The organism is Azospirillum sp. P4_B5, from assembly GCF_056402275.1.
In genome coordinates, this window is sequence record NZ_JBFUHT010000049.1 from 1 (window position 1) to 20,084 (window position 20,084).

The 20,084-nt window shown below is 65.6% G+C and carries 16 protein-coding genes and 1 pseudogene; 7 read left to right on the plus strand and 10 right to left on the minus strand.

Going from position 1 to position 20,084, the window contains the following annotated elements; all coding sequences use genetic code 11:
• Nucleotides 1-697 (plus strand): IS5 family transposase (locus AC1DVI_RS26930; RefSeq protein ID WP_476960590.1); only part of this gene is annotated, 697 nt, incomplete at its 5' end.
• Nucleotides 698-836: 139 nt separating this feature from the next.
• Here AC1DVI_RS26930 and AC1DVI_RS26935 read toward each other — a convergent pair.
• From AC1DVI_RS26935 to AC1DVI_RS26945, 3 genes are all read right to left on the minus strand, one after another.
• Entirely contained in the window at nucleotides 837-1,628 is a 792-nt protein-coding gene (locus AC1DVI_RS26935) for a DUF3891 family protein (protein ID WP_476960591.1), read from the minus strand.
• A 638-nt stretch (nucleotides 1,629-2,266) separates the two neighbouring features.
• Complete coding sequence (locus tag AC1DVI_RS26940) at nucleotides 2,267-2,704, minus strand: hypothetical protein (protein WP_476960592.1); 438 nt, start codon at nucleotides 2,702-2,704, stop codon at nucleotides 2,267-2,269.
• A 390-nt stretch (nucleotides 2,705-3,094) separates the two neighbouring features.
• Nucleotides 3,095-5,119, minus strand: coding sequence for an ELWxxDGT repeat protein (locus AC1DVI_RS26945; RefSeq protein WP_476960593.1), 2,025 nt, complete (start codon nucleotides 5,117-5,119; stop codon nucleotides 3,095-3,097).
• 511 nt (nucleotides 5,120-5,630) lie between these two features.
• On the opposite strand from AC1DVI_RS26945, the gene AC1DVI_RS26950 reads away from it, so the two are divergent.
• Nucleotides 5,631-7,118: a SulP family inorganic anion transporter gene (locus AC1DVI_RS26950; RefSeq protein ID WP_476960594.1), complete on the plus strand. Its 1,488-nt coding sequence runs from the start codon at nucleotides 5,631-5,633 to the stop codon at nucleotides 7,116-7,118.
• A gap of 261 nt (nucleotides 7,119-7,379) precedes the next feature.
• A complete protein-coding gene (locus tag AC1DVI_RS26955) occupies nucleotides 7,380-7,553 on the plus strand; it encodes a hypothetical protein (RefSeq protein WP_476960595.1) in 174 nt (57 codons plus the stop codon).
• Nucleotides 7,554-7,643: 90 nt separating this feature from the next.
• Here the strand turns inward: AC1DVI_RS26955 and AC1DVI_RS26960 are convergent, their stop codons facing one another.
• Entirely contained in the window at nucleotides 7,644-8,036 is a 393-nt protein-coding gene (locus AC1DVI_RS26960) for a nuclear transport factor 2 family protein (RefSeq protein ID WP_476960596.1), read from the minus strand.
• A 341-nt stretch (nucleotides 8,037-8,377) separates the two neighbouring features.
• Here AC1DVI_RS26960 and AC1DVI_RS26965 point away from each other — a divergent pair, with 341 nt between their 5' ends.
• Together AC1DVI_RS26965 and AC1DVI_RS26970 are read left to right on the plus strand one after the other, a co-directional pair.
• Nucleotides 8,378-9,778, plus strand: coding sequence for a selenium-binding protein SBP56-related protein (locus tag AC1DVI_RS26965; RefSeq protein WP_476960597.1), 1,401 nt, complete (start codon nucleotides 8,378-8,380; stop codon nucleotides 9,776-9,778).
• Nucleotides 9,775-10,443, plus strand: a complete 669-nt coding sequence (locus AC1DVI_RS26970) for a hypothetical protein (protein WP_476960598.1) — start codon at nucleotides 9,775-9,777, stop codon at nucleotides 10,441-10,443. The genes AC1DVI_RS26965 and AC1DVI_RS26970 overlap by 4 nt, the downstream gene beginning before the upstream one ends.
• 74 nt (nucleotides 10,444-10,517) lie before the next feature.
• Here AC1DVI_RS26970 and AC1DVI_RS26975 read toward each other — a convergent pair whose 3' ends face one another.
• A complete protein-coding gene (locus AC1DVI_RS26975; RefSeq protein WP_476960599.1) occupies nucleotides 10,518-10,658 on the minus strand; it encodes a hypothetical protein in 141 nt (46 codons plus the stop codon).
• Between the two features lie 441 nt (nucleotides 10,659-11,099).
• Between AC1DVI_RS26975 and AC1DVI_RS26980 the strand changes: the two genes are divergently transcribed.
• Nucleotides 11,100-12,296 carry a M14 family metallopeptidase gene (locus tag AC1DVI_RS26980; RefSeq protein ID WP_476960600.1) on the plus strand — a complete coding sequence of 399 codons (1,197 nt, stop codon included), beginning with the start codon at nucleotides 11,100-11,102 and terminating at the stop codon, nucleotides 12,294-12,296.
• A gap of 266 nt (nucleotides 12,297-12,562) precedes the next feature.
• On the opposite strand, the pseudogene AC1DVI_RS26985 reads toward AC1DVI_RS26980, so the two are convergent.
• The 5 genes and pseudogenes from AC1DVI_RS26985 to AC1DVI_RS27005 form a co-directional block, all read right to left on the minus strand.
• Nucleotides 12,563-12,847 (minus strand): annotated as a pseudogene (locus tag AC1DVI_RS26985) (transposase); the annotation flags it as partial.
• 162 nt (nucleotides 12,848-13,009) lie between these two features.
• Nucleotides 13,010-15,493: a DNA topoisomerase (ATP-hydrolyzing) subunit B gene (gene gyrB, locus AC1DVI_RS26990; RefSeq protein ID WP_476960601.1), complete on the minus strand. Its 2,484-nt coding sequence runs from the start codon at nucleotides 15,491-15,493 to the stop codon at nucleotides 13,010-13,012.
• A gap of 103 nt (nucleotides 15,494-15,596) precedes the next feature.
• Nucleotides 15,597-16,775: a DNA replication/repair protein RecF gene (gene recF / locus AC1DVI_RS26995; protein WP_476960602.1), complete on the minus strand. Its 1,179-nt coding sequence runs from the start codon at nucleotides 16,773-16,775 to the stop codon at nucleotides 15,597-15,599.
• Between the two features lie 140 nt (nucleotides 16,776-16,915).
• Nucleotides 16,916-18,046 carry a DNA polymerase III subunit beta gene (gene dnaN / locus AC1DVI_RS27000; protein ID WP_145627058.1) on the minus strand — a complete coding sequence of 377 codons (1,131 nt, stop codon included), beginning with the start codon at nucleotides 18,044-18,046 and terminating at the stop codon, nucleotides 16,916-16,918.
• Nucleotides 18,047-18,308: 262 nt separating this feature from the next.
• A complete protein-coding gene (locus AC1DVI_RS27005; RefSeq protein WP_476960603.1) occupies nucleotides 18,309-19,190 on the minus strand; it encodes an SDR family oxidoreductase in 882 nt (293 codons plus the stop codon).
• Nucleotides 19,191-19,242: 52 nt separating this feature from the next.
• Here AC1DVI_RS27005 and AC1DVI_RS27010 point away from each other — a divergent pair, with 52 nt between their 5' ends.
• Complete coding sequence (locus tag AC1DVI_RS27010; protein WP_476960604.1) at nucleotides 19,243-20,052, plus strand: tetratricopeptide repeat protein; 810 nt, start codon at nucleotides 19,243-19,245, stop codon at nucleotides 20,050-20,052.
• Nucleotides 20,053-20,084: the final 32 nt, after the last annotated feature.

A 20,084-nucleotide genomic window follows, 5' to 3' on the forward strand; every position in this document is an offset into this window, starting at 1 on the left:
GACGTGCCGTGAGGAAGGGCGGCCTCTTCGTTCTGATTGCTGTGCCTGCCATGCCCTTCAAGCACAATGGTGCCCGTCGCCACCGCATCCCCAAGATGACGGGCCGGTGCGTCTGGTCCTCGACAGCACGGGCCTGAAGGTCTACGGCGCGGGCGCGTGGCTGGCCGACAAGCACGGCGCTCGCGGTCCGCGATCATGGCGCAAGCTGCACCTGTGCGTCGATGCGACCTCCTCGACCATCATCGGCGCGGTGTTGACGACCACCGAGGCCGGCGACGCCTCGCCGGTCGGCCCCTTGCTTGAGCAGACCCATGGCCCCGTCACCACGGTGCTGGCGGACGGCGCCGACGACGGCGAACCGATCTACCAAACCATCGCGCCGCGCGATCCCGGAGTGGTGGTGGTCATTCCGCCACGCGCCATCGCGGTGCCCAGCGACACCGCTGCCAACAGCCCGACACAGCGCGATCGTCACATCCAGCGGATCGCCGAAACCGGACGCATGGGCTGGCAGAGGAAGGTCAAATGCGGCCGTCGGTCCAAGGGCGAAACGGCTATGGCGCGCGACAAGGGCATCCTCGGTGACCGCTTGCACGCCCGGACTCTCCCCGCCCAGCAAGCCGAGGCCATGATCGGCGTCGCCGCCCTGAACCGCATGCTCGAGGCAGGACGCCCGGTTTCGGTTCGCAAGGCGTAACTGGTAGCAGAAAGGACGAACAGACCGACCGCCTCCGTGCACCAACGCTACATCGATCCGGATGGCAATTTGCTGCGGGTCGGCGCACCCATCACGCCAAATACTCTATATGGCTCCAGCCCGAGCGGATAAACCGACGTTACGGATGCCTCAACACAGTTGAGATGGTGACGGGCTCCGCATCGTTCAGCGCCTGACGCATCGTCCGCTCGTCGGTGAAACGGCCGCGCAGGAGCCGCCCCTCGCAGACCACCTCGACATGGTCGGCAGCGAAGGGCCAGGGATCAACGGCCAGTTCCGTCGGGTCACCAGACGGTGAACGGAGGTGGATCTCCGTCCTGGCCTCGCCGATGGTCGGAACATTGGGAATGCACGCTTCGCTGGTGTGACCCCATCCGATCTGCAAGGATATGCGGTCCACAGCGGCGACAAGCAATCGGTTGCGCTCGATCGCTGGCGGGGAGAGAGCTGGCGTGTAGCGCGGGTTGCCCGACAGCGCCTCGATGCAGGCGCGTTGGAAGCGGTGCTGGCCGTCCAGGAAGCGGCAAACCAGCGCGGCATCCTCCGGCGGCGCCTTGGCGAAATCGAAAAAGCTGCCGTAGATCGTGTCGGCGTGCAGCGAGACGAGGAGGGCCGGATAGAGCCCGAACGCGAGCGCGCGGCGCACACCGTCCGTCCAAAGGCTGGTATGAATGGCCGCGCCGAGTTCCTGGAAGCTGTGCGGGCGGGCGGTCCGGGGGTTCAGCGTCGGTTCGGCTTCCCAGGACAGCCAGCCGATGTCGTGCAGTTCCGCCCCGAGGCAGACCTCCTCGTAGGGTACGGGCGGAGCGAAGACCCCATTGCCCCAGGCGCGGAGCAGTTGGCCCGACAACCAGGCATGGCTCGGCTGCGGGATGGCGATCACATCTTTGCCGACATCGCGAAACAGCATGGTTCATTCCCCAGCTCATGGCCGAGCCCGAAGCCGGCGACCTACGCCCTGTAAACGGATGCCCTGTAAACGGATGCCCTGTAAACGGATGCTGCCGGGGATCGTCTCTTTGAATGCTGGTGTGCCGGTCGGCCGAATGGATGGAACGCTCGTCCCGCTTACCCAATGACACCAAATCGGTCATGGACTCATCCGCGTTCCCCTTGGCCTGGTTCAAAAAGCCCACGCTGCCCGGGCAGCATGAGGCGCACCTCCAACCCATTGCGGAGAAGACCCGCTTTGGGTCAAGCCGGATTCATTGGCTCGGCAGGCTGGACGGCTGCGTCCTCGGGTTCCGCTGGCGCGGCGGGTACGGGCTCCTCATCGTCCTCCTCCGGAGGGCGGCCAAGGCAGGTTCCATCAGGGCGGGCGAATGGTGACAAGGTCCGGGGTGCGGGCCGGTGAGACTTCATGGTGCCTCCTCTCCTCACGCCAGAACACGGTCCAAGCGGCATCGTCACGGGGAAATGCTGAAAACCTAATTGCGGCCGGGCGTCTTAGCATACTGAATGTTGAGTAACGTGCGCATGCGGACCGAGACGACCTCTGGCTTGGTCGGATGAAACGCGGCCCAATCCGACACCGCTGATCTTGCGCGTTTACCGCACGCAGTTGCCGACGATCTGGTAACAGAGGGTGGCGTCGCGGTTCTGGTTGTAGCGGACCTCAACGATGCGGTCCTCACGAAGCACGACCGTGGCCTCGCACCGGTAGGTCCGGACATAGGTCGTCACATCGGGCTCCCAGAGGAGCGGTCCCCGCGGTCCCAGCCATGGATTGGGCTCCCAATCGACATCGCGGTCGATGAGGGTCTGTTGCCGGGTGTAGACCATGAACTCGGCGTCGTCGGTGGCGGTCATGCGTTCCGGTACACCGGCGCACGCCATGAGATCCCCCTTGCTCATGCCGACCATGGCCGTTGGTGCGCGCAACGCCAGCTCCGCCTGCGGGTTGGCGCAAGACCCCGTCAGGACGGCAACGGCCGCCAGAAATCCGCAACGCCGGACCGTCGTCGTCCACCCTTCGGCAATGGCCATGGCTGCTCCTGATGGTTGACTGTGTGGATCCACGCCCTGAACAGGAAACAACGGACCGGCCGCGATGGATTTGTTCAACAAGCGTTGCCGACTGGAGCCGTTTGTTCGCGCGTCGTCCGCACCATGTGGTCAGGGCGCCTCAGCGTTCGCCGACATGGGGCTGCTCGATTAACGGGCCGACCTGCGAAGCGCCTCCGGCCGCGGTGGTGGTCAGGACAACGGGGCCGTCCTTCTCCACGGCGCGTTCGACCCCGCCAACAGGTCCGGCTCGCCTCCGTGCACCAACACTCCGTCTCACCAAATGTGAGCCGGAGCCCCTTTCCCGTCTCAGGAAATCCGGTCCCAGAACAGGCCGGAATCTCGGGTCCGACCGCCAAGGATCTCGGGCCACTACAGTTCGAGGCTTGGGTCGATGACCGTAAAGCGGAGGTCCTGTGCGATCGCGTCCAGGACGAGGATGCTGTCTCCGCCTCCGAGATCGACATGCACGCTTCCCCCCAATTCGATGACGTGCTCTGCCCGCCATAGCGCCGTACCGATGTCCTGCTCGAATCCCTTCAGAATGATGACGTCCAGCAGCGGGTCGAGGGCGGTCAGCACATCAGCGCCGCTGCCTGGGGCGAAGAAGAATTGGTCGCTCTCGCCGTCCCGCTCGGCAAGCAGCACATCATCGCCGACACCACCATCCACGATGTCGCGCCCAGCCCCCGGCACGAGGACATCCCGCCCGGACATGCCATAAAGGCGATCGGCACCTTCCGCCCCGTCGATGAAGTCTGCGCCGGCGCCGCCGTTCAACCGATCGTCCCCGGCACCGGCCAAGATATGGTCGTCACCACCCAATCCATGAATCCGGTCCGCACCATCTCCGCCCAGCAACGTGTCGTTGCCTTCAGATCCTCGGTAGATACCGTCCGGTGCTGCGATGACACCGAGCAGCTTGGCCGTGTGATCCCAATAGTCGTTCCCTATTCCAGGGGGAAGCTCCGCGAGTACGATGGTGCCGTCCGTCGTGCCGTCGGACAGGAAGAACCGATCGGTTTTGGCGACGTAATCACGATCGAACCCCAGCATGTGGCCATCAAGATCCCCGAGGAGCTTGTCGCCGAAGCCTCCCCCCGATGTGTTCTGCACCTTGTGTGTGCCTTCGGGCGTGCCATCGGTCACCCACAGAGCAGCGGGATTGGCTCCGCTCTGGTCCGTCAGAAAGAAGGCCCGGCCGCCGGCAATCTCAATGTCCTGGTACATCCAATCGTTCTGATGAAGTTCGGCGGTGCCCCCAGGTGTGCCATCGCTCGCCAGCAGGCGTTGCGAGCCCGACCAATAGCTTTCGTCTAAGAAGAGAAGGCGATCTCCATCATCGCCGGGCAGTCCCGTATCGAGCCATCCGAGCGGGTTGGCGAGTTCCTGGCTCGGCAGAAAGCTTACCTTGCCAGTAGCCTCCTCCAAAATTCCGATCAGCGAGGCAGAACCTTGTTCCACACGGTAGGTATCCATGTCGGTTGTGAACACCACATGGCCGTTACGCACGCCGGCGATCCGCTCAAGGTCCCAGCCCTGCATGGTCAGGTCGCCAAGGTAGCGCGTGCCCTCGGACGTGCCATCGGTGACCCAGAAGGTTGAATGACGGACGGCGGTAGGCCACTCCATGCTCCCGGTCCAGTCGATCACATTCGTGACTGACACCACGATCCCCTCGGGCGAGGAGGAATAGCGGACGGCCCCGCTGTCGGGGATGAGGTTCGCAAATGCCGTCGCGGTGCCGTTGGCATTGACGAAGGTGAGCTTGGAAGGCCAGGACGCCGTCCCCTCGTGAAAGGCCACCCCTCCGTCATTCATGCTGACCAGCGTTATGCCGTAGGACCAGGAGGGCAGCGGCGCCATCTCATGGAGGAGGAGAGTTCCGGCGGCGGTGCCATCGGAACTCCAGATCCCATCCTGAGTGTCACCGTCTGCGTGCAGGTAGATCCGGCCGTGTGCAGCTGTCAACGCCGATGGGGAGGACCCTTGTGTCCCTGGCATGAGGTCAGCGACCATCCGCGTCCCCGCCGCGGTTCCGTCGCTCACCCACAGTTCACGGCCGTGGATCCCATCGTCCGCAGTGAAGAACAGCCGGTTGCCGACCACAGTCAGGTCGTCCGGGGTGCCTGATGCGGCGCCGGCCGCAGCGTCGAACATCCGGGTCCCGCTGCTGGTGCCATCCGTGACCCAGAGTTCGCGTCCGTGCAGGCCGTCGTCGGCGGTGAAGAATACCTTGCCGCCGGCAACGACAGCGTCCTGGGGAGCGCTTCCCTCCTCGCCGGGTCTGATGTCGGCAATAAGGCGCGTTCCCAACGGCGTGCCGTCGGTGACCCAAAGTTCAGCGCCCGTGTTTTGCATCGTGGCCGTGAAGACAGCGATCTTCGTTAGTGACATGCCCCCTCCAATCGGACGAAGCATTGATCAGAAGATTGCATGTTGCAGAATGACAATTTTGGGATGAACGCACCCTAAACATAGTCAGATTATTTCATTCTTATAGTCTTGATAATTTTATACTGTGTATGGTCCGTGATGGGGACGCGCCATAGGACAGGCGTGATTATACGTTAAGGGGACAAACCAAGAGCCTCCGTCCTCCAAGCTGTGCCGAACTGCAACGGAAGGTTTTGTCCGATGACATCCCAAGCGGGATCGGGCTCCTACGGAGTGTCGAAACACAGTAAGCCTTTCATGTCCCTGGTTGCCCCGATCAGCGTGATCTGGTAGGGAAGGTGCATGCTGCACCGCAATACGCCGCCTTGACCGATCCGCTTTAGTGTCCTCCGACCCCGCTGGGTCGCTTGGGGATGATCGTCATGTGGCGGGCGTTGCGCCTTCACACATCCTTTCGTGATGCCGGCCGGCTTCTTTGGAGCCGCCGCGCCCCTCCTTTTCCACGAGCTTCATGACATTCAATTTGCAACGACTCCGTACGGAGTGGTTCGGCAACGTGCGCGGTGACGTGCTTGCCGGGCTGGTCGTCGCCCTGGCCCTCATCCCGGAGGCCATCGCTTTTTCCATCATCGCGGGAGTCGATCCCAAAGTCGGGCTCTACGCCTCCTTCTCCATCGCCGTGATCATCGCGATCGTCGGTGGCCGGCCGGGAATGATCTCCGCCGCAACCGCGGCCACCGCGGTCCTGATGGTCACCCTGGTGAAGGACCATGGTCTGCAATACCTGTTGGCCGCGACCGTGCTGGCCGGCGTGCTGCAGGTCGGCTGCGGCCTGCTGCGGCTGGGCGTCCTCATGCGCTTCGTGTCGAAATCGGTGATGACCGGCTTCGTCAACGCCCTGGCCATCCTCATCTTCCTGGCTCAGTTGCCGGAACTCATCGGTGTCACCTGGCTTACCTACGCCATGGTCGCCGGCGGTCTCGCCATCATCTATCTGGTGCCGCGGGTGACGCGCGCGGTCCCATCGCCGCTGGTGTGCATCCTGGTGTTGACCGCGCTGTCGGTCGCGTTCGGCCTCGATGTGCGCACCGTGGGTGACATGGGCGAGCTGCCCTCCACGCTGCCGGTCTTCCTGCTGCCCCAGGTGCCGCTGACCTTCGAGACGCTGTGGATCGTCCTGCCCTATTCCGCCGGGATCGCGGTGGTCGGGCTGCTTGAATCCCTGATGACGGCGGCCATCGTCGATGATCTGACCGATACCGGCAGCGACAAGAACCGCGAATGCATCGGACAGGGCATCGCCAACGTCGCCACCGGCTTCATCGGCGGCATGGCCGGCTGCGCGATGATCGGCCAGTCGGTGATCAATGTGAAGTCGGGTGGCCGGGGGCGGCTCTCCACCTTCTGCGCCGGCGTCTTCCTGCTGTTCCTGATCGTCGTGCTGGGCGACTGGGTGCGCCTCATCCCCATGCCGGCGCTGGTGGCCATCATGATCATGGTGTCGATCGGCACCTTCCGCTGGGTTTCGCTGAAGAACCTGCGGACGCACCCGCGCAGTTCCAGCATCGTCATGGTGGCGACCGTCGTCGGGGTGGTGGCGACGCACAATCTCGCCATCGGCGTCCTGATCGGCGTTCTGCTGTCCGGCCTGTTCTTCGCCGACAAGGTGGCCCAACTGTTCCGCGTCAGCTCCGTCCTGTCGGATGACTGCACCGCACGCACCTACACCGTCGAGGGACAGCTGTTCTTCGCCTCGGCCGAGAGCTTCACCGCCGCCTTCGACTTCCGCGAGGCGCTGGAGACGGTCACCATCGACGTCAGCCGCGCCCACATCTGGGACATCTCCAGCGTCTCCGCGCTCGACATGGTGGTGCTGAAGTTCCGCCGGGAAGGGGCCGAGGTCGAAATCGTCGGCCTGAACCATGCCAGCGAAACCATCGTGGACAAGCTGGCGATTCACGACAAAACGGGTGCCATGGAGCGCCTGCCGGCCCATTGAGGGAGGATGGGCAATGACATGCCTGCTGACACTGGTGGACGGCTCAGCCTACACGCCGAGCGTTTGTGACCATGCCGCCTGGGCCGCCGGGAGGAGTCCGCCGCGCGCCCTGACTTCAGCGGCAGCCTCAGCCGCCATGACACCCTCGGCCCCGACGACCTGGCGGTCATCGCCCGGCGTCGCCGACCGCTCAACCGCCCCCAAGTACAAAACAACCATTTGGAGCAACATCACCGCGGGCTGAAAGGGCGCACACGGCCGATGCGCGGCTTCCACCAGCCGAACAGCGCTCACCGCTTCTGGCGCGCTCATGATGAGGTGCGCAACGTCCTGCGGCCGGCGACCAAGCGCAAGCAGCACGTCCCGGCCGCCCGGCGACGGGCCGTCCATGTCCAGAGAGTCGCGGCTCTGTGCGACATGCTCGCCGTCGCCTAACCAACCGCGCCGGTGGCCGGCCGCCCTGCGCCCACTCGCCAGTCCTGGCGTGAGAGCTGACGGAACCCTCGATGGGATAGGAGGGAGGCTTCAGGAAGTTCGACCAGGCGCGCAGCTGACCTCATCCCATGCTTGAACAGTAAGATGCCGGGCGATCCGACCGTCGCGCAGTTCGAGGGTCATCGCCGACATCACGTGGCACCCGTCAGGGTAGGCGCACTCCTCAACGAAGGCGGCGCGGTCCACCCCAATCACCTCTCGACCGACACGATGCGTCATGTTCCTGGAGCAGACATCGCGCCAGAATGCCGTGATTTCTTCTTTGCCCAACAGCGTCATCGGCGCGCTGGGCGGACGGTTGCGATCGACGATGATCATCTCGGCATCATCGGTATAAAACTGGACCAGTGTGTCGGCATCGCTGCATTCGATGGCTCGTTTCAGGTCACTGAAATCGATGATTTTCGCTGCCGACGTGGTCATGGCACCCCTCCATGGGAAAGTTAAGGTGCGAAGGTGCCAAAATACGCCTCTGGATGCGGCAAGTCCGTAGCGCGGATGGGTATAGAAAGGCCGTCCTCACGTTCACGGAGGCCGCAAATCAGGCCATCGGCATGGGACCAATGGATGTGGATGGCGCATAAGGCGCGCCGGGGTTCCAGCACCACCTGATCACCATGCGTTTATCCCAATTATTCTGAACCAAAATAGGGATGACTAAACTCACTTATGGAAGAACCGACAAGCCCCTTTCCTTCGCATCACGAACCTCTGTGTCGCGATACCCTCCTTGTTAGGCGCGTGGCGACTTGAGAGGTTCCTCCATGGCCACCTGGACCCCCGATCCCAGCTTCTATCCGTCTCCACGTATGGCGATGCAAGCTCCCCCGGAGCGGCTGGCCTATGTGGCGATGTTGAACACGGACACCGCCGCCCGCCCGGATGCCCTCGGTGTCGTCGACGTCGATCCCGGCTCTTCGGGGTACGGCCGGATCATCAGCCGCCTCGACATGCCAAATGTCGGTGATGAGTTGCATCATTTCGGCTGGAACGCCTGCAGTTCCGCTTTGTGCCCTTACGCGCCTCATCCGCACGTCGAGCGCCGCTACCTCATCGTACCGGGGCTGCGGTCCTCGCGCATTCACATCGTGGACACCAAGGCGGACCCAGCCCATCCAAAGATCGTCAAGGTGATCGAGCCGGAACAACTGGCCTCCCGCGCCAACTATTCCCGCCCCCACACGCTGCACTGCGGTCCCGAGGGCATCTATGTCAGCGCGCTCGGCAACGGCGGGGGCAATGGCGGTGGGCCGGGCGGTGTGTTCCTTATCGACCATGAGACGTTCGACGTGCTCGGCCAATGGGAGATCGACCGCGGCCCGCAGTTCCTCTCTTACGACGTCTGGTGGCATCTCGGCCAGGATACGATGATCACCAGCGAATGGGGTACGCCCGACATGATCGAGGACGGCCTCGACCCGGACCTTCTGTTGGGTGCGAAGTATGGTCGACGAGTCCACTTCTGGGACCTGCACCGCCGCCGGCACCGGCAGACCATCGATTTGGGTCCGGAGTATCAGCTGGCACTGGAGTTGCGCCCGGCGCACGATCCGACCAAGGCGCATGGCTTCATGAACGCTGTGGTCAATCTGAAGGATCTCTCCTCGTCGATCTGGCTGTGGCATCGCGACGGCGGACAGTGGGCAATGCGGAAGGTCATCGACATCCCGGCTGAACCGGCCGATCCGGATCAACTGCCGCCCATTCTCAAAGGCTTCAAGGCGGTGCCGCCGCTGGTCACCGACATCGACCTGTCGCTGGACGACCGTTGGCTGTACGTGTCGTGCTGGGGCACCGGAGAGATGCAACGCTACGACGTCTCTGACCCCTTCCGACCCAAACTGACCGGCTCGGTCCGGTTGGGCGGGATCGTCGGGCGCAGCCGACATCCAAGTGCTGAAGGAGACCTGAACGGCGGCCCGCAGATGGTCGAGGTCAGCCGTGACGGCAAACGGGTCTACTTCACCAACTCGCTGTACCGGAGCTGGGATGAGCAGTTCTATCCCGAGGGCATCAAGAGTTGGATGATCAAGCTCGACGCCTCCCCGGAGGGTGGCCTGAGCATCGACGAGCGGTTCTTCCTGCGGTTCGACGACGGTTTCCGCGGACACCAGATCCGGCTGGAAGGCGGCGACGCGTCCTCGGACTCGTATTGCTATCCATGAGCGATGCGTGGCAGTGGCTGGCGCTGATCGGCCTCGGCGCCTTCCACGGAGTCAACCCGGCCATGGGGTGGCTCTTCGCCGTAGCTCTCGGACTTCAGGAAGGCCGCCGCGGGGCGGTGGTCAAGGCGCTGCCACCCATCGCGCTGGGCCACGCGCTGTCAGTGCTGATGGTGGTGATCAGCTTTACCATGGTCCAACTGGTCATCGCGCCAGATCTCCTGAAGCCGGCCACGGTGACGGTGCTGATCGGCCTTGGTGGCTATCGGCTGGTGCGTGGCTACCGGCATCGGGTGCGGGTCGGCATGCGCACAGGTTTTGCCGGGCTGGCGCTGTGGTCGTTCCTGATGGCATCGGTGCACGGGGCCGGGCTGATGATCCTGCCCCTGCTGCTGGGCATGCTCGCGCCGGCCCAACTGATGGCGCTGTCGCTGTGTGGACCGGGAGCCGAGATGACGGGCATGATTGCCGCACTCGGGTCGGCGGCTGCCGGGCTGGCTGTCGTCCTGGTGCATATGGCGGCCATGCTGGTGGTAATCGCGATCGTGGGGCTGGTGGTCTTCGAGACCGTCGGGCTCGGTATCCTGCGCCGTGGCTGGGTGAATTTCGATCTGGTGTGGGCGGGCGCTTTGATCGGCACCGGGATTGGTCTCCTCCTCCTGAAATGACCGGCTTTGGCGCTACCAACGGTGTGTTGCAGCGAGGTGAGCGGAGCAAGAGATCGCCCCACCCCCGTTGGCGCTCAGGCAACGCGAACGGATTCAGGGCGTCCGAGGTCGAGCATACGGTTGAGGGCCGCGACGCCAACGGCGACCTCGGTGGCCTGCGCCTGATCGGAGTGGAAGCGCAGCGTGTCGCCAAGGACACCTTTCCAGCGCGCCATTTGGGGCCACTACAGGAAAGAAGGCCACCAACCGGGCCGTCGCGCTTTGCGGACTGTCCCGGTCAGGTGCGTTGTGTGCTGCAACCGACCAGTTCCACCCGTCGTAAAAACAAGAAAGAGAACGTACAATGAAATTCCCGCCGCCGATGATGCAGAATGCGTCGGTGACGGTGTATAGGCTGAATTTTGTCGGTAGCATGCCGATCACTTGGATCGTGTATCGCGTGACAAGGAGAGAAGTGGAACTGTATCGGTCGATCCACGTCGGCCATTTTGCGGAGCGCCATTTGCGGATCTTAGTGGGGAATTTCATCAGTGAGTCATTTTGGAGCTGAGGCGGACATTTCCCGCTTTTCTACATTCACATAACTCTTATTTTCGTGTGCAAGACGGATCGTGCCTTCGATCAGGAAATAGCTTTCCAAGCAAGGATTTCCGACCATGCCGAACACGCCCAAGGAAGTCCTCAACCGTCGAGACTTCATGCTCGCGCCCATAGCCACGGCCGGCATGTCGGCTGCTCTCGCCACAAATGCCAGTATTGTCAATGCGCAGGATAACTTTGCCTCTTCTGCCGTTCCGGCATCACAAGGGACGGTCTATGTCGGTGATGTCATCGACGGGAGGAAAGTCGTCAGCAAGCTCGACGTCAACGATCTGGCGCCCGGGCAGAAGCACCTTCTGTATTTCCAAGGTGTCGAGATGCCCACCGGACAGCATTGGTATGTCTCCGTGACGGTCGCCAGGGGAGCAAAGCCGGGCAAGCGCGGTGTCCTGGTCAGCGGTGTGCATGGTGACGAAATGAGCTCCATACACACGGTGCAGACCGTAATGGACCAACTCGATCCGGCGCAAATGTCGGGCACGGTGATGGCGGTTGCGGATGTGTCCCGCCCGGCCCTGGAAAGCATGCAGCGCAGATGGCCCAATCAGGGCAGAGGCATCGACCTGATTGATATGAACCGGGAATGGCCCGGAAACGAAGATGGCGCCACCGCACCCAGCCGACACGCCGGCCTTCTGTTCAACCGCTTGCTGCTGCCGAATGCCGACTTCGCGATCGACTTTCACACCGGAACAACCGGATTCGAGGTTGCCGCATTCAATATTGCCGGCATGGATGTGCCCGAGGTCAAGGCGATGGTGGAACTCTATCCCGTCGGCCAGATCTTCGACAACCATGTCTATCCTGGTGTCCTGCACAACGCGTTCATGGACTTGGGTATCCCGTCCTTCACGCCGGAGATCGGCGCCGCGCGCGTGCTGGACCTCACGATGATCCCCCTGTTCGTGGAGGGCACGATGAATGTCCTCAAGCATCACGGCATCGTTGCCGGACCAATGGGGCGTACAGGCAAGGACGTGGCTGTCTTCATCGGCAACAGTGCGTTCCCGATCCTGGCCACTGCGGGAGGGATCATCCAGCATCTGGTCAAGCTCAACGACAAGGTCGAACCTGGACAGCCGGTGGCCATCCAGCGCAACAGCTTCGGCGAAGTGGTTGCGGAGTATAGAAGCGGTGTGACCGGAGAGGTAACGGGGCAGCGCAGCGATGCAATGTCCGACCCCGGCAACCCTCTGGTATTTATTCTCTTCAACAAGGTGGCGCCGGAGGACGTCGAAACCTATCCCGAATAAGGAGCGCGCCATGGATTTGGCATGATCGCGAACTGCCAGCCTGTGTTTCGGCATGGGGTTCCGACGCCTATCGGTGTCCGAGCGTGCTGATGACTATAGAAGTTATAGGGCCCCAACCGCACGCTGTTTCAAATCTCAGGAAATTTCGCGCGATGGAGGTTGGGTCGGTTCAGGGTAGTGCGCGTCGTTGGGATAGCGGGGGACGCTCGTTTCCGTGCCGCTCGATCCCGGAGTGGTGGTGGTCATTCCGCCACCACTCCGGGATCGCGCGGCGCGATGGTTTGGTAAATCGGTTCGCCGTCGTCGGCGCCGTCCACCAGCACCGTGGTGACGGGGCCATGGGTCTGCTCAAGCAAGGGGCCGACCGGCGAGGCGTCGCCGGCCTCGGTGGTTGTCAACACCGCGCCGATGATGGTCGAGGAGGTCGCATCGACGCACAGGTGCAGCTTGCGCCATGATCGCGGACCGCGAGCGCCGTGCTTGTCGGCCAGCCACGCGCCCGCGCCGTAGACCTTCCGGCCCGTGCTGTCGAGGACCAGACGCACCGGCCCGTCATCTTGGGGATGCGGTGGCGACGGGCACCATTGTGCTTGAAGGGCATGGCAGGCACAGCAATCAGAACGAAGAGGCCGCCCTTCCTCACGGCACGTCCGCCCCGGCCAATTGGTCCGCCAATGCCTCCATGCACCAACGCCCCCACCAACAGGAATTACTTACACATCCAGGTTGGCGACCTTCAGGGCGTTCTCCTGGATGAACTCGCGGCGCGGCTCCACGATGTCGCCCATCAGGGTGGAGAAGACCTCTTCCGCTTGGTCGGCGTGGTTGACCTTCACCTGCAACAGCGAACGCTTGGCCGGGTCCAGCGTGGTTTCCCAGAGCTGGTCGGGGTTCATCTCGCCAAGGCCCTTGTAGCGCTGGATCGTCACGCCGCGGCGGCCCAACTCCATCACCGTGTCGAACAGGGCGACGGGGCCGGTCAGGCTGCGGCTCTCCTTCTGCTTCTCGAAGGCGCGGCCCGGCTCGGCGTAGACGCGCTTCAGGTCCGCCGCGATGGCGTCCAGTTTGCGGGCCTCGGCGCTCTTCAGCAGGTCGGCGTCCAGATGGTGGCGGTGGGTCACGCCGCGGCGCGTCCGCACCAGCGCATAGCCGCCCTGGAGCAGGCTCTCGCCGCGCCAACCGCCTTCCACGTCCAGCGCGTTCAGCCGGGCGGCCACCGTCTCGGCCGCCTGCTGCGCCTGGGCGGTGTCCTGCGACAGCGCGACCGACAGGGCGCCGCTCACCGCCGCCGATTCCACCACCGACAGGTTGCCGGCCTTGCGGGCAAGCGTCTCGATGTGCAGGCGGGCGCCGCGCGCCTGCTCGACCATCTCGCGTAGCGGCTCGCCGTTCAGCAGGGAGCCGTCGGCGGGGCGCACGGACAGGTCGCCCAGCGCCGCCTCGATCAGATACTCCTCCAGCGCCCGGTCGTCCTTCAGGTACCGCTCCTTCGCGTTGCCGCGCTTGATGCGGTAGAGCGGCGGCTGGGCGATGTAGAGGTAGCCGCGCTCGATCAGCTCCGGCATCTGCCGGAAGAAGAAGGTCAGCAGGAGCGTGCGGATGTGGCTGCCGTCCACATCCGCGTCGGTCATGATGATGATCTTGTGGTAGCGCGTCTTGTCCGGGTTGAACTCGTCGCGCCCGATGCCGGTGCCCAGCGCCGCGATCAGCGTGCCGATCTCCGCCGAGGACAGCATCTTGTCGAAGCGCGCCCGCTCCACGTTCAGGATCTTGCCGCGCAGCGGCAGGATGGCCTGGAACTGGCGCGACCGGCCCTGCTTGGCCGAACCGCCCGCCGAATCGCCCTCCACGATGAAGAGTTCGGACAGCGCCGGATCGCGCTCCTGGCAGTCGGCCAGCTTGCCGGGCAGGGACGCGATGTCGAGCGCACCCTTGCGCCGGGTCAGCTCGCGCGCCTTGCGGGCGGCCTCACGGGCGGCGGCGGCCTCGACCACCTTCTGGACGACGCGCTTGGCGTCCGCCGGATGCTCCTCGAAATACTGGGCGAGGCATTCGCCCACCACCGCCTCGACCACCGGGCGGACTTCGGAGGAAACCAGCTTGTCCTTGGTCTGGCTGGAGAATTTCGGGTCGGGCACCTTCACCGACAGCACGCAGGTCAGCCCCTCGCGCGCGTCGTCGCCGGAGAGGTTGACCTTCTCCTTCTTCGCGATGCCCGACTCGTTGGCGTAGTTGTTGATTGCCCGCGTCAGCGCCGCGCGGAAGCCGGCGAGGTGGGTGCCGCCGTCCTTCTGCGGGATGTTGTTGGTGAAGCAGAGAGTCGTCTCGTGGTAGCTGTCGTTCCACTGGAGCGAGCATTCCACGCTGACCAGCCCGCCATGCTCGGTCGGACGCTCCGCCTTGATCGAGATCGCCGGCTTGTGCAGCGGCACCTTGGAGCGGTCGAGCCAGTTCACGAAGGCTTCCAGCCCGCCTTCGTAATGCAGGTCCTGCACCCTCGGCTCCACCCCGCGGGCGTCGGTCAGCACCAGCCGCACGCCGGAGTTCAGGAAGGCCAGCTCGCGCAGCCGGTGTTCCAGAGTCGCGAAGTCGAATTCGGTGTTGGTGAAGGTGTCCTTGGACGGCAGGAAGGTGACCTCGGTGCCGGAGAGCGGCTTCTGCCCGCCGTTGCCGTCGTCCACCATCGGAGCCGGGCCGACGTCGGCCAGACGGGCATCGGCGACGCCATGGCGGAAGAGCATGAACCATTCGCGGCCGTTGCGCCAGATGCGCAGCTCCAGCGTTTCCGACAGGGCGTTCACCACCGACACGCCCACGCCGTGCAGGCCGCCCGACACCTTGTAGGAGTTCTGGTTGAACTTGCCGCCGGCGTGGAGCTGGGTCATCACGACCTCCGCCGCCGACACACCCTCTTCGGAGTGGATGTCGGTGGGGATGCCGCGGCCGTTGTCGCGCACCGTGACCGACCCGTCGGCGTTGAGCTGCACCACGACCGCGTCGCAGTAGCCGGCCAGCGCCTCGTCGATCGCGTTGTCCACGACCTCATAGACCATGTGGTGCAGTCCGGAGCCGTCATCGGTGTCGCCGATGTACATGCCCGGACGCTTGCGCACGGCGTCCAGCCCGCGCAAGACGGTGATCGATTCCGCGCCGTAATCCTGCTGCGGGAGGTCGTTCTTCAGTGCTTCCTGTGCCATGGCTCGACTATAGCAGACTGCGTTGGGTTTCGGCGGAATACCGTACTTCGGTGGGTGATTTTCTGGGCTTTTGAGCCCTTTTTCGAGCGCCCATTTTCAATCGCTAGGCCGGGGTCACGGTCGCATCCTCGATGTGGAAGCGTTTGGCCGCACCGCCCAGCGGCCCGAAGACCGAATCGTCGGTGCCGGTCATCCAGGCCTGGGCGCCCAGCGCCAGGATCTCGTCGAACAGCGCTTCGCGCCGCTGCGGGTCGAGATGGGCGGCCACCTCGTCCAGCAGCAGCAGCGGGGCGGCCCCGCGCTCCGCCGCCAGAAGCCGGGCGTTGGCCAGCATGATGGCGATCAGCAGCGCCTTCTGCTCCCCGGTGGAGCAGAGCGCCGCCGGCATGTCCTTCTGGGCGTGGCGCACCGCGAGGTCGCTCTTGTGCGGTCCCAGCGTGGCGCCGCCGCCGTCCGAATCGGCCCGCCGGCTGTCGCGCAGCGAGCGGCGCAGCGCGTCCTCGGCGGCCAGCGCCGGACCGTCGTCGAGCCAGCGTTCCACCGTGCCCTGCACCGTCAGGTCGGCGCCGGGGAAGGGGCCGACGGCCCGCCCGCAGGCGGCGCGCAGCCGCTGCACAACGTCGCGGCGGGCGGCGGCCACGGCGACTCCGGTGGTCGCCATCTGGTCCTCCAGCCCGCTCAGCCAGCCCTCGTCGCCGTTCCAGCCGCGATGCCCCTCGCGCAGCAGGCGGGCGCGCTCGCGCAGGGCGTGCTCGTAGCGGCTGAGCCGGCCGGCGTGGGCTGGGTCGAATCCGAAGACGAGACGGTCGAGGAAGCGGCGGCGCCCGCTGGAGCCCTCCAGGAACAGCCGGTCCATTTGCGGGGTCAGCCAGACGACGGCGACATGCTCGGCCAGCACGGTCTGGCCCTTGGCGGGGTGGCCGTCCACCCGGACGACGCGGCGGTCGCGCTCGGCTCCGGACGCCGCTTGGGCACTGAGTTCGCGGCCGGTGCCGATCTCCACCGGGCCGGTGGGGGTGTCCAGCACGGCGGCGACCGCCCAGCCGGCGCCCGCGCCATTGCCAGCGCTGCCGCCGATCCGCTCGACCTCCGACAGCTTGGCGCCGCGCAGGCCACGTCCGGGGGCGAGGAAACTGACGGCTTCGAGCAGGTTCGTCTTGCCGGCGCCGTTCGGCCCGGTCAGCACCACCGGTCGGTGGTCGGGTTCCAGGCGCGCGCTGTCATAACCGCGGAAGCGGGTCAGGGTCAGGCGCGTCACCGCCAAAGCGGCCGGAGTGTCCATCACAGGGACGGGATAGGGCGAAGTCTGTCTGGCGTCGAGCAAAGCGTCCAATCCGGGATGCGAGGACCGGGCCGCCGCACCCCGTCAAACACGGGGTCCGGAGCGCACCGGTCCGAAAAGCGCCGATCCGTCCGGACCGGTCACACACGCATCGGCATCAACACGTAAAGGGCCGTGGGGTCGGCAACGTCGCGCACGATGGTCGGCGACGCGGCGTCGGCCAGCGAGAAGCGCGCGCCCTCGCCCTCGATCTGCTGCGTGATATCAAGCAGATAGCGAGAGTTGAAGCCGATTTCCAGGGGGCCTTCCTGGTAATTGACTTCCAGCTCTTCGGTGGCGCTGCCGGCCTCGGGGCTGGTAGCGGACAGGGTCAGCGTGCCGCGGGTCAGCGACAGCTTCACCGCCCGGCTCTTCTCGGTGGAGATGGTGGCGACGCGGTCCACGGCGGCGGCGAACAGCTTGGCGTCCACCTCCATCGTCTTGTCGTTGCCGACCGGGATGACCCGCTCGTAATCCGGGAAGGTGCCGTCGATCAGCTTGGAGGTCACGACCACCGAGTCGAAGGCGAAGCGGATCTTGTTGTCCGACAGCGACAGCTCGATGCGGTCGGCGGCCTCGTCGATCAGCTTGCGGATCTCGTTCACGGTCTTGCGCGGAACGATGACGCCGGGGATGCCGGCGGCCCCCTCCGGCAGCGGCATCTCGACCCGCGCCAGACGGTGGCCGTCGGTCGCCACGGCGCGCAGCACCGGCAACTCGGACCCGCCGGCCTTGGCCTTGGCGGCGTGCAGATAGATGCCGTTGAGGTAATAGCGGGTCTCTTCGGTCGAGATGGCGAAGCGGGTGCGGTCGACCAGCGCCCGCAGATCGCCGGCCGTCAGGTCGAAGCGGTGCGGCAGGTCGCCGCCGGAGAGCTGCGGGAAATCGTCGATCGGCAGGCAGGACAGCTTGAACTGCGACCGGCCCGCGCGCAGCGTCAGGATCGTGCCGTCGCCGCCGATGTCCAGCTCCACCTGGCTGCCGTCGGGCAGCTTGCGCACGATGTCGTACAGCGTGTGGGCCGGGGCGGTGGTCCCGCCCGCGCGGGTCACCGTGGCCGGGACCGTTTCCACGATCTCCAGGTCCATGTCGGTGGCGGCCAGCGACAGCTCGCCGTCGCTCGCCCGCAACAGCACGTTGGACAGAATGGGGATGGTGTTCCTGCGCTCCACCACGCTCTGCACATGACCAAGGGACCGGAGAAGGGCGGCGCGTTCGATGATGATGTTCATGCTGGTCGTCGTCTCGGCAGGTCGTGTTTTTTGCGATTCGCAGGCGTACCCATGCCGGTCCGGCCACAATCCAGCGGGCCGGAACGGGGGCGCATGATACCACAACGTCGGTTTTGCCGAACCAAATTCGTTCGGCGTGGCCGGACGGTCGCCGGAAAGGACGATTCCAGCCCATCCGGAGGCCCGTGACGCCCCCGCGGGGTGCCGCCGTAGGGGGAATGCGGCCGGGGCGGGAGGACACGCGATTCGCGCCGCCGCGACTCTACCGCCCACTCTCCGCCGCGAACTGAGCGTCCAGGCCGGCGCGGTAGTCGGGGTAGGCCAGCGCCACGCCGAGCTGGCGCTTGATGCGGTCGTTCTTCACCCGGCGGCAGTCGGCGTAGAAGCTGGCGGCCATCGGCGACAGTCCGGCCTCCTCGAAGGGCACCAGCGGCGGCGGCTCCACCCCCAGCAGGCCGCAGGCGTAGCTCACCACCTCGTGGGAGGGGGAGGGCAGGTCGTCGGCGACGTTGTAGACCGCGCCCAGCGTCGGCTTGTCCATCGAGGCGCGCAGCGTCGCCGCGATGTCCTCGACATGGATGCGGCTGAACACCTGCCCGGGCTTGTCCACCCGTCGGGCGGTGCCGTCGCGCACGTTGTCCAGCGCGCTGCGCCCCGGCCCGTAGATGCCGGCCAGCCGGAAGAGATGCATCGGCACGCCGTACTGCCGGTAAAGGTTCAGCCAGCCGCGCTCCGCCTCGACGCGGCGCTTCTGCCGCTCGCCGGTCGGGCGCAGCCACGCCGCCTCGCCCACCCAGTCGCCCTTGGTGTCGCCATAGACTCCGGTGGTCGAGAGGTAGCCGGCCCAGTCGAGCGTGCGCAGGTCCGCCAGATCCAGGGCGTGCTGGTCGAGCACCGGGTCGCCCCGCTCGTCGGGCGGCACGCTGACCAGCAGGTGGGTGGTGCCGGCCAACGCGGCGCGGGCGTCCTCCAGCGGGCGGCCCCGGTCGAACAGGAACGCCTCGATGCCCTGCGCCTCCAGGGCGGCGCGCTTGTCCTCGCCGCGGCAGGTGGCGGCGATCCGCCAGCCCTCGGCCTTCAGCCGGTCGGCGAACACGCGGGCGGTGAAGCCCAGGCCGAAGACGAACAGACGGGGTGAAGCCATGTCTTGCGGGGTCCTTGCGTCGGAAGCGGCAATGACGGAGTGTAAGGCCGCCATGAACCGACGCAACGCTTACCTCATCACGGCCGCGCTGGCGCTCTTCTCCGCCGGTCCGGCCTTCTCCGCTCCCGCCGTCGATCACAACCGGGAGTTCCAGGCCTGCCTGACGCTCGCCGAGAAGCGCCCGGCCGAAGCGCTGGAGAGCGCGCAGACCTGGCTGAACCGCGGCGGCGGCGACCATGCCCGGCTGTGCCAGGCGCTGGCGCTGTTCCACAAGGGTGACTTCACCACCGCCGGGGCGCGGCTGGAGGAGCTGGTCCCCGTGCTGGGCAAGGACGACCCGAAGGCCGGGGCCTCGATCCTCGGGCGGGCGGGCTGGGCGTGGCTGCGCGCCGGTGACAATGTGCGGGCGGAGCGGGCCTACAGCCGCGCCCTGGCGCTCCAGCCGGACGACGTGGACCTGCTGATCGACCGCGCCATCGCACGGGCCGAGACGGAGCGCTTCTGGGACGCCGTGGCCGACCTGGACGCGGCGCTGGCCAAGGACCCGCGGCGGCCCGAGGCCTATCTCTACCGCGCCGCCGCCCACAAGGCGCTGGCCAACGACCGGCAGGCCATGGCCGACATCGACCGCGCGCTGGAGCTGCGCCCCGGCGATCCCGACGCCCTGTTGCTGCGCGCCAACATCAAGGCGCAGGCCGGCAATCTGCCGGGTGCGCGGGAGGATTGGAGCCAGATCGTCCGCAACACGCCGAACAGCGGGGCGGCGAAGACGGCGCAGGCCAACCTCGACCGCTCCGCCAAGGCGCCGGCTCCCGCCGCCAAAGGCGACGCGAAGGGCGCGGCGGCCCCCGCAAAGCCCTAATCGCGGTGTGGTCGTTACGCTCATTTTACAAG

Excerpts from the sequence above, each read along its gene's own strand:
- AC1DVI_RS26935 (WP_476960591.1), bottom strand. The coding sequence starts at position 1,628 with ATGCTGTTTCGCGATGTCGGCAAAGATGTGATCGCCATCCCGCAGCCG.
- AC1DVI_RS26940 (WP_476960592.1), bottom strand. The coding sequence starts at position 2,704 with ATGGCCATTGCCGAAGGGTGGACGACGACGGTCCGGCGTTGCGGATTT.
- AC1DVI_RS26945 (WP_476960593.1), bottom strand. The coding sequence starts at position 5,119 with ATGTCACTAACGAAGATCGCTGTCTTCACGGCCACGATGCAAAACACG.
- AC1DVI_RS26950 (WP_476960594.1), top strand. The coding sequence starts at position 5,631 with ATGACATTCAATTTGCAACGACTCCGTACGGAGTGGTTCGGCAACGTG.
- AC1DVI_RS26955 (WP_476960595.1), top strand. The coding sequence starts at position 7,380 with ATGCGCGGCTTCCACCAGCCGAACAGCGCTCACCGCTTCTGGCGCGCT.
- AC1DVI_RS26960 (WP_476960596.1), bottom strand. The coding sequence starts at position 8,036 with ATGACCACGTCGGCAGCGAAAATCATCGATTTCAGTGACCTGAAACGA.
- AC1DVI_RS26965 (WP_476960597.1), top strand. The coding sequence starts at position 8,378 with ATGGCCACCTGGACCCCCGATCCCAGCTTCTATCCGTCTCCACGTATG.
- AC1DVI_RS26970 (WP_476960598.1), top strand. The coding sequence starts at position 9,775 with ATGAGCGATGCGTGGCAGTGGCTGGCGCTGATCGGCCTCGGCGCCTTC.
- AC1DVI_RS26975 (WP_476960599.1), bottom strand. The coding sequence starts at position 10,658 with ATGGCGCGCTGGAAAGGTGTCCTTGGCGACACGCTGCGCTTCCACTCC.
- AC1DVI_RS26980 (WP_476960600.1), top strand. The coding sequence starts at position 11,100 with ATGCCGAACACGCCCAAGGAAGTCCTCAACCGTCGAGACTTCATGCTC.
- gyrB (WP_476960601.1), bottom strand. The coding sequence starts at position 15,493 with ATGGCACAGGAAGCACTGAAGAACGACCTCCCGCAGCAGGATTACGGC.
- recF (WP_476960602.1), bottom strand. The coding sequence starts at position 16,775 with ATGGACACTCCGGCCGCTTTGGCGGTGACGCGCCTGACCCTGACCCGC.
- dnaN (WP_145627058.1), bottom strand. The coding sequence starts at position 18,046 with ATGAACATCATCATCGAACGCGCCGCCCTTCTCCGGTCCCTTGGTCAT.
- AC1DVI_RS27005 (WP_476960603.1), bottom strand. The coding sequence starts at position 19,190 with ATGGCTTCACCCCGTCTGTTCGTCTTCGGCCTGGGCTTCACCGCCCGC.
- AC1DVI_RS27010 (WP_476960604.1), top strand. The coding sequence starts at position 19,243 with ATGAACCGACGCAACGCTTACCTCATCACGGCCGCGCTGGCGCTCTTC.